Annotated in this window: 7 protein-coding genes; 2 read left to right on the forward strand and 5 right to left on the reverse strand. The window is 46.7% G+C overall.

The window, feature by feature from the left end; all coding sequences use genetic code 11:
- Positions 1-687 precede the first annotated feature (687 nt).
- Positions 688-2,196: an amidophosphoribosyltransferase gene (gene purF / locus RMO35_RS10820; RefSeq protein ID WP_396135648.1), complete on the forward strand. Its 1,509-nt coding sequence runs from the start codon at positions 688-690 to the stop codon at positions 2,194-2,196.
- A gap of 245 nt (positions 2,197-2,441) precedes the next feature.
- Here purF and RMO35_RS10825 read toward each other — a convergent pair whose 3' ends face one another.
- Both RMO35_RS10825 and murA read right to left on the reverse strand, forming a co-directional pair.
- A complete protein-coding gene (locus RMO35_RS10825) occupies positions 2,442-3,077 on the reverse strand; it encodes a peroxiredoxin (RefSeq protein WP_309741110.1) in 636 nt (211 codons plus the stop codon).
- Positions 3,078-3,297: 220 nt separating this feature from the next.
- On the reverse strand, positions 3,298-4,632 hold the full coding sequence (murA, locus tag RMO35_RS10830) for a UDP-N-acetylglucosamine 1-carboxyvinyltransferase (RefSeq protein ID WP_309741111.1): 1,335 nt from the start codon (positions 4,630-4,632) through the stop codon (positions 3,298-3,300).
- Here murA and RMO35_RS10835 point away from each other — a divergent pair.
- On the forward strand, positions 4,607-4,846 hold the full coding sequence (locus RMO35_RS10835) for a hypothetical protein (RefSeq protein ID WP_309741112.1): 240 nt from the start codon (positions 4,607-4,609) through the stop codon (positions 4,844-4,846). The two genes, murA and RMO35_RS10835, sit on opposite strands and share 26 nt — an antisense overlap.
- Positions 4,847-5,096: 250 nt before the next feature.
- Here RMO35_RS10835 and crtR read toward each other — a convergent pair whose 3' ends face one another.
- The 3 genes from crtR to RMO35_RS10850 form a co-directional block, all read right to left on the reverse strand.
- Positions 5,097-6,002, reverse strand: a complete 906-nt coding sequence (crtR, locus tag RMO35_RS10840; protein ID WP_309741113.1) for a beta-carotene hydroxylase — start codon at positions 6,000-6,002, stop codon at positions 5,097-5,099.
- A 725-nt stretch (positions 6,003-6,727) separates the two neighbouring features.
- A complete protein-coding gene (locus tag RMO35_RS10845) occupies positions 6,728-7,255 on the reverse strand; it encodes a GNAT family N-acetyltransferase (RefSeq protein WP_309741114.1) in 528 nt (175 codons plus the stop codon).
- Positions 7,248-7,523 carry a DUF1778 domain-containing protein gene (locus RMO35_RS10850; RefSeq protein ID WP_309741115.1) on the reverse strand — a complete coding sequence of 92 codons (276 nt, stop codon included), beginning with the start codon at positions 7,521-7,523 and terminating at the stop codon, positions 7,248-7,250. Before RMO35_RS10850 ends, RMO35_RS10845 begins: the two co-directional genes overlap by 8 nt.
- Positions 7,524-7,609 lie beyond the last annotated feature (86 nt).

Here is a 7,609-nt window from a genome sequence, read left to right on the forward strand (position 1 = left end):
CGATCGTGCCTACAACTGCGGCGGCGATCGCCAAGTATTCACTCAGGTCTAACCAATGGAAATTGGACATTACAGTTATCGGTTCTCAATTGTGAATAGCCGTCATTCGCAGTTGCTACAATACTATAGATCTCCATTAAATCGATCGATTCTAGCGTCTGACTAGTAATTATGCGGCGGACTCACTATGGCACCAACTAGATCGAACTGTGGATCGCGATCGAGATCCTATATTAGGAGTAATAAAGATCCTAACTGCACGCTCATAATGCCACAAACAGCGATATTGCGGCAAGTGATTTTAGTGGATTCTCGTGGCGATCCCCGATCCCCAAAGGCTATGGAGATCGAACGGGCAATTTCGATGACGGGCAATATTCAGTCATCTTTGTAGATACTCTTGCGGATTTCGTGCTATCTTTAATAGATTCTTAATAAATACTTAACAATATTCAAACTTAATAAGTAGCTAAAAATTCAGCTTGGCAAATTCGATCGCTACGAACACATTAAGATTACTTATTTCGCTCGCTTGCATTTGCGATGTATATTCGGCTACTGACTAGGTTATGCTGTAGCTAGTAATTAGTGGGGCAGCTACACCAGTAGTAGCAACCGCAAACACCTAGAAAACTCGATTATTTCGATCGCCCAAACTTAGCCACCCTCTCGCCACCATAGCCATTCATGATTCCCGATTGCGACTTGCGCCTCGATTCCTGTGCCGATCCCGTTCGTGTTAACTCGACCATGCCAGATAACGATAATGCTGTCGATAAACCTGAAGAAGCTTGTGGGGTATTTGGGATCTATGCACCCGGACAGGAAGTTGCCAAGCTGACCTATTTTGGCTTGTACGCGCTGCAACATCGCGGTCAAGAATCGGCGGGGATTGCCACCTTTGAGGGGCGGCAACTCCACGAGCATCGGGATATGGGACTGGTATCCCATGTCTTCAATCCAGAGATTTTAGCGGGGTTGCCCGGTGCGCTGGCGATCGGACATACTCGCTACTCGACGACTGGTTCGAGCCGCCGCTGCAATGCTCAACCCGTAATTGTCGATACTAAACTAGGACAACTTGCCCTAGCACATAATGGTAATCTTGTCAACACTACCCAACTGCGTGAATATCTAGTCGATCGAGGGTGCGAACCGACCACGACGATCGATTCCGAAATGATTGCGCTGATTATTCGGGAAGAAGTTAATGCTGGCAAAAGCTGGGTCGAGGCGACGATTAGCGCGTGTCGATTGTGTATCGGTGCCTTTAGTCTGACGATCGCGACTCCCGATGGCATCATGGCAATCCGCGACCCCTATGGCATTCGCCCCTTGGTACTGGGGATCATGCCCGACCATGTGAGCCATTATGTTGTCGCGTCAGAAACTTGTGCCCTCGATATTATCGGTGCTGACTACGAACGCGATGTCAAACCGGGAGAGCTGTTGTGGATCGATAAAGGTGGTGTCACCGCGATCGATTGGGCACCTAAAGCGCAACCCAAGCTGTGTATTTTCGAGATGATTTACTTTGCGCGCCCAGATAGCTGGGTACATGAAGAGAGCCTGTATAGCTACCGGATGCGCCTGGGCAAGCAATTAGCAGCCGAATCCTTGGTGGATGCCGATATCGTCATTGGCGTGCCGGATTCGGGTATTCCCGCCGCGATCGGATTTTCGGAGGCATCGGGGATCCCTTATGCTGAAGGCTTGATCAAAAATCGCTATGTGGGACGGACATTTATTCAGCCGACTCAAGAAATGCGGGAATCAGGCATTCGGATGAAGTTAAACCCCCTCAGAGATGTTTTAAAAGGCAAACGAGTCATCGTGATCGATGATTCGATCGTGCGGGGGACGACCAGTCGGAAACTAGTCAAGGCGCTACGCGATGCTGGGGCGACGGAAATTCATATGCGGATCTCGTCACCACCTGTTACTCATCCTTGCTTTTATGGCATCGATACCGATACTCAAGATCAACTGATTGCTGCAACGAAGTCAGTGGCGGAGATCGCCGCGCAAATCGGTGTCGATACGCTAGCATACCTCTCCTGGGAAGGGATGTTGGCTGCTACCAATCAGGATCCTAATAATTTTTGTTCGGCTTGTTTTACTGGCGATTACCCAGTAGAAATCCCTGATGGGGTCAAAAAATCCAAGTTGATGTTGGAGATGGGTTTAATTAATTAATCATTAATAATTAATAACCCCCAACTTCTGTGAGAAGTTGGGGGCTATTTTTGTAGATCGGTTTGATTTACTGAGATAAACAGGTATAAAGCCTCCCTATTTATGGAGTTGCGGGTAAAATGCAACGCTGGGAAATCAAACAAGATTATCTAACTCATTCAATCCTCTGTCCTATGCCTACGGCAGGCTTACGCCAACAGGGAGAGGTAATTAATAATTAATAATTATTAATTATTGAAGCGAGTCTATTTATCTGGTTGTGGAGTCATCCGCAGATAAGGTTTGAGTTCGGTAATGCCTTTGGGAAATTTAACTTTGGCTTCTTCGGTCGAGATCGTTGGAACGACCACACAGTCACCGCCATCAACCCAGTTAGCTGGAGTTGCCACGCTGTAATTATCGGTGAGCTGGAGCGAGTCGATTACCCGCAAAATTTCATCAAAGTTGCGTCCGGTACTTGGCGGATAAGTAATTGTCAACCGAAGCTTTTTGTTAGGATCGATAATGAATACCGATCGGACAGTCACCATTGCATTTGCATTGGGGTGAATCATGTCATACAAATCGGAAACTTTTTTATCGGGGTCGGCGATGATGGGGTAATTTAGCGCCGAACCTTGGGTTTCGAGAATATCGCCAACCCAACCATTGTGAGAATCTACATCATCGACGCTCAATGCGATCGGTTTGACATTGCGCTTATCGAATTCTGGCTTGAGTTTGGCAACTTCGCCTAATTCTGTCGTACAGACTGGCGTGAAATCTTTAGGATGTGAAAATAGAACTACCCAACTATTACCCGCCCATTCAAAGAAGTCGATCTCGCCTTGGGTAGTAGCTTGTTTGAAGTTGGGTACGGTGTCCCCTAATCTTAACTGCATAATCTATCTAAATAGGTGAAAGTGGATAGGAGCAACTTTCGATATTTACACAAAGCTACCCCGATCGCATACCAATGTACATGTTTATTTACGATCGAGTCGGTAGTGAGGGATTAGGTGTTAGGTGTTAGGTGTTAGGGATTGGGTGTTAAGGAAACCTCTGCGGTGTGCATATTCCCTAAAGCCCAAAGCCTAAAGCCCAAAGCCTAAAGCCCAAATCCTAAACTGGCAGCACTGCCTCTGGATAGCGATAGACTGTTTCACCTGCGGCATCGACCCGCACGCGCTCGATTTTCGCGCCTAAATTCCGCATCTTAGCTTCTAAGCGATCGTAACCGCGATCGAGATGGTGTAAGTCTTGGATGGTTGTTTTACCTTGGGCGGCTAAACCAGCCAGTACCAGTGCGGCTGAAGCTCGCAGATCCGTGGCGGTGACAGTTGCGCCAGAGAGCCTCGCAACGCCTTCGACGATCGCATGATTGCCTTTGACTTTGATATTGGCACCCATGCGTTTGAGTTCGGCAACATGTTGGAGCCGATTTTCAAACACTGTCTCGGTAATCACACTGCTACCCTCGCTAACAGCGAGCATCGCCATAAATTGCGCCTGCATGTCCGTGGGAAAAGCGGGGTAAGGCAGTGTCTCGATATCTGCACCTCTGAGAATGCCCGTGGGGACGACTCGCAGCCGATCTGGGGCGTCGATAACGACATTCGCACCGATTTGTTTTAATTTGGCGACCGCTGCGGTGAGATGTTCGGGAATGACTGGAAACAAGCTGATTTCCGAATTGGTAATTGCGCCAGCGACCAAAAATGTCGCTGCTTCGACGCGATCGGCGATGATCCTATAATCGGTTTCATGCAGCTTATCGACACCGACGATCGTAATTCGATCTGTACCCGCGCCGTGAATTTTGGCACCCATCGAAATACAGAAATTTGCCAAATCGACAACTTCCGGTTCCTTCGCCGCGTTCTCTAGGATCGTCTCACCATCGGCTAGCGTCGCCGCCATCATCAATGTTTCCGTCGCGCCGACACTTGGGTAATCCAGATAGATTTTCGCCCCTTGCAGGCGTTTACTCGACCCAGTAACGTAAGCATTGACAATGCCATGTTCGATTTCGACATGAGCGCCCATCGCCTGGAGTCCTCGGACGTGCAATTCGATCGGTCTAGCTCCGATCGAACATCCACCGGGCATCGGGACTTTAGCTACACCCAATCTAGCCAAGATCGGCCCGATCGCAAAAAAAGCTGCCCGTAATTTGGATACCAGTTCAAACGGGGGAGTATGACAATTAAAGCCACTGGTATCAAAATCGAGAATTTCGCCATTGCGGTGGATTTTGACACCCAAGGCTTCAATAATCTGGCACATCTTATCGACATCGACTAGTCCCGGAATGTTTTGGAGCCTACAGCTACTCGAACATAGCAGTGCCCCAGCCATCACAACTAATGCTGAATTTTTGGCACCACTGATTTTTACTTCCCCTGACAACGGGTTTTGACCCCAGATGTGAATGACAGACTTTTCTGTTGCTAGCATATTTTGGGTGGTGATTGTGCTACTGATAGGTTTTTCCTCCAAATTCCAAGCGATTCTCCTTCCCTTCGGGACGCTCCGCGAACAGAGAGGCTCCGCCAACGCGGTCGAGATTACTTATTTTTGCTTAAATTCTACAGGTAATTCGGCAATAAATACGATCGATCTTCAGCAATTGGGCAGCTATTTTATAGCTGCTGGTAAAATTTGTTACTAAGTTTTTAGCTGACAAACTCGATCGAACATGCCGTCTAATCCGCTGCAATATGTTCCTAGCTAACGCTTTCTGAATTTAAGAGCGATTAAAAAAATTCAGCCTTACTGAATGTATAGTTAGTAACGATCGGCTCGTTTTCTCAAAGCCATAATAGCCGATCGCGACCCAATTCCAAAACAATGGGCTGGGCAATTGCCCAGCCCATTGCTGTTAACCGCAGATCGATCGACCCAGATCTTCAGCGCGATCGTTATTCTTGGGGTGTTGACTTGACGGGATCGGACTTGTGATGAAACCTAATCCCCAGAAAAATGTCATAGACAAAATGGAGAAAATCCTTGCCCTGTAATAATCCCAATGACTGATGGCATCCTTTTGATTCGAGTAATGGCTTGGTCGCTCGGTAGGCAGCTTGATACTTATACCAAGGGATCGACGGCCACAAATGATGAATTAGGTGATAGTTTTGCCCAAAAATGAGGATATTTAGGATCGCACCGGGATAGACTCGGGCATTTTTCCAGCGGTTGCGATCTGTGAATGGACGGTGGGGTAGATAGTCAAAGAATAGTCCTAGTGCTAACCCAACCACTAAAGCAGGCGAGAACCAAAAATTAAAAACAAATCCCGTGTATCCATGTTGACAGGCAACATATATTACTAACCCCACTAATAATCTACTAAAGAACCATTCCCATAGCTCGTATTTTCGCCACAATTTGCGCTGAAAAAAGTAGATTTCATGATAAAAAAATCTCGCGGCAATCAGCCAGAGTGGCCCACCTGTCGATACGAAATGATCGGGATCGTTGTCGGGATCGTTAACGTTGGCATGGTGTTGAATGTGGACGCGAGTAAATACGGGAAATGCAAATCCCAACATCAACGCACTCACATGTCCCATCACTGCATTGGCGACCCGATTGGGATGCGCTGCATTATGAGAAGCATCGTGAATAACCGTCCCTGCCATATGTAGAGCCAAGACATTGAAGCCGAAGCAACACCAACCTGGGAACTGCCATTGCCAATAGCCGATCGTGGAGATCGTTACTAGTGCAATTGCGCCAAAGAACATGAAGACGTTGGGATTCAAGTCATCAGGCGGTCCCAAAAATTCCCTAGGGACTCTGAGGGGCTGCTGCGCCTCGGACATTAGATTTTCGCTCCTTTAAAAACTGGGATTTAGCCTTGCTTTCGTAGTATACGCTAATCCCAGCAGATGATAAAGATTTGTGAAATTTTTTAATCTAATGTGAAGGTCAGAATCTCGATAAATGTGCTGTCAAACAGTCGATCGCCTCGATACTACCAGTGGAGTTCGATCGAGAGAAAACACACCCAAAACCGCTCCCTGTGGCGAAATGTCGATTACACTTCCACAAAAGTAATAACCCTACCTAATCGATCGCGCTCGAACGCTGAGGATTTGTTATCTTTAGTCGATCGATAAGTTTTTGGCATTTTGACGAGCGTTGTATTTTGTAACATACTGCTCTATCGCTAACACCTAGAATGGGCAACCCGAGGCTCGAACTCGGCGCAACAGAATCGAGAGTCCGATCCACTTTGACTCTATATCTAAACTCCAGCCTGTTAGAAAAAATGTTACCCCAATCGCTCGATATATCCTATCTAAGTAGGTAGATGCAATTATTTATAAGATAGATTATGTCTGAAACATAGCTGGTGGGCAGTGCCCACCCTACACGATATCTTATATTTAATTACGCCCAGCTACTTATATTCTAGTTGTGATAATGCCATAATATTTAGTACTACCGATATTTGTTTGAACTGCTTGCAACAGTCTACCGATTCTCCTAACGGAGACACTATCGATCGATCTAGCCCTCGCCTTCACGGGTGGGGGTATTTTGATTAAAGCCCCAGTTTCTCGCACTCAACTATCGAAATATATAGTTTCATCGGATCGTCGGGAAATTCAATGAAACCGTAATCTTTGTAGAAACTTACCGCGCCTTGACCGATCGCCTCGACCACCATCGCCACTGCCGCTAGTTGAGTTGACAATTCAAGACATCGCTTCATCGCATCGAGTAATAAGAATCCACCGTACCCTTTGCCCTGATACCGTGAGTCTACAGCCAATCGTCCGAGTAGAATCGCTGGTAATAGCGGGTATCTGGGTAGCTTCTTGGCTGTTGATTCATCAAGTTCGATTGAAGCGATAGAGTAAGAAGATAGGCAATAGTATCCCAATACTTGGCGTTCTGGTAAGTCAGTCAGTACATAAGGTGTAGATACCCGCTTCTTTAATTCCTGAGATGCCCTAGTCTTGATGTAGTCATCCAAACTGTCTACACCACATTTGAATGTCGTTCGTTGGCGTAGCCTCTCCTCTGGAGAATCGTGCTTCTTGCTATCTAGTAATTCGATACTAAGCATTACCGAATTTCCGTTTGTACCGAGCCGCAGCGTCTTTTAGTTTCTGATTTGGCTCTTTGGGGTTAAGAATAGCATCAGCAAAAGCCCTGCTGCCCTCCGCACTGAGTTTTAGGACGTTATGATTTGCGATCGTTAATTGTGCCGCCGCCTGTGCGCTCTTAGATAAATACTCAGCTAAACTACAGCTTTCAATGTCAGCCGCCTTTTGAATCATTGCCTTAGTCTCTGGCGCGATCCTTGCTTCTATTCGAGTCAGTGTATTGTCCATAATTTTCTGATTCCTGTTTATACTACTAATTTTATTCGGCATAATGCCGAAATGTCAACCAAAAGCACCAAGGTCACTTTTTGAAA

It is taken from the genome of Chamaesiphon sp. OTE_20_metabat_361, from assembly GCF_031364565.1.

Excerpts from the sequence above, each read along its gene's own strand:
- purF (WP_396135648.1), top strand. The coding sequence starts at position 688 with ATGATTCCCGATTGCGACTTGCGCCTCGATTCCTGTGCCGATCCCGTT.
- RMO35_RS10825 (WP_309741110.1), bottom strand. The coding sequence starts at position 3,077 with ATGCAGTTAAGATTAGGGGACACCGTACCCAACTTCAAACAAGCTACT.
- RMO35_RS10835 (WP_309741112.1), top strand. The coding sequence starts at position 4,607 with ATGACAGACTTTTCTGTTGCTAGCATATTTTGGGTGGTGATTGTGCTA.
- murA (WP_309741111.1), bottom strand. The coding sequence starts at position 4,632 with ATGCTAGCAACAGAAAAGTCTGTCATTCACATCTGGGGTCAAAACCCG.
- crtR (WP_309741113.1), bottom strand. The coding sequence starts at position 6,002 with ATGTCCGAGGCGCAGCAGCCCCTCAGAGTCCCTAGGGAATTTTTGGGA.
- RMO35_RS10845 (WP_309741114.1), bottom strand. The coding sequence starts at position 7,255 with ATGCTTAGTATCGAATTACTAGATAGCAAGAAGCACGATTCTCCAGAG.
- RMO35_RS10850 (WP_309741115.1), bottom strand. The coding sequence starts at position 7,523 with ATGGACAATACACTGACTCGAATAGAAGCAAGGATCGCGCCAGAGACT.